This is a genomic window from Paraburkholderia kururiensis JCM 10599 = LMG 19447 (genome assembly GCF_003986935.1).
Classification (GTDB): Bacteria; Pseudomonadota; Gammaproteobacteria; order Burkholderiales; family Burkholderiaceae; genus Paraburkholderia; species Paraburkholderia kururiensis.
On the sequence record NZ_RJZE01000140.1, the window covers coordinates 1 to 254 of the forward strand.

The following is a 254-nucleotide window of genomic DNA, read 5'->3' on the forward strand; positions in this document are numbered from 1 at the left end:
TCGGAATTCGGTGTAGTGCTGCCACAGAGCCCGGAGAAGTTGCGCAGGTACATCACGGAACATCTGGACACATTGCCAGGCTGGGCGAAGCGTAGCATCAGCGATCTGCTCGAGCATGCTGGCCATAGAGCTATCGTTGAAAGTGGTGTACGCGGCGTAGGGAAGAGGCAGGAGAAGGCGGTGGCGATTGAAGGAGAATGTTGCTTCTCACGGTAACACTTCCACAATCGAACTCCACCACCATGGCGAAACAT

The 254-nt window shown here is 55.1% G+C and carries 1 pseudogene; it reads left to right on the forward strand.

The features are described 5' to 3' along the window. Positions 1-126: pseudogene (locus tag PKKP23_RS33640) on the forward strand (IS110 family transposase); the annotation flags it as partial. Positions 127-254: the final 128 nt, after the last annotated feature.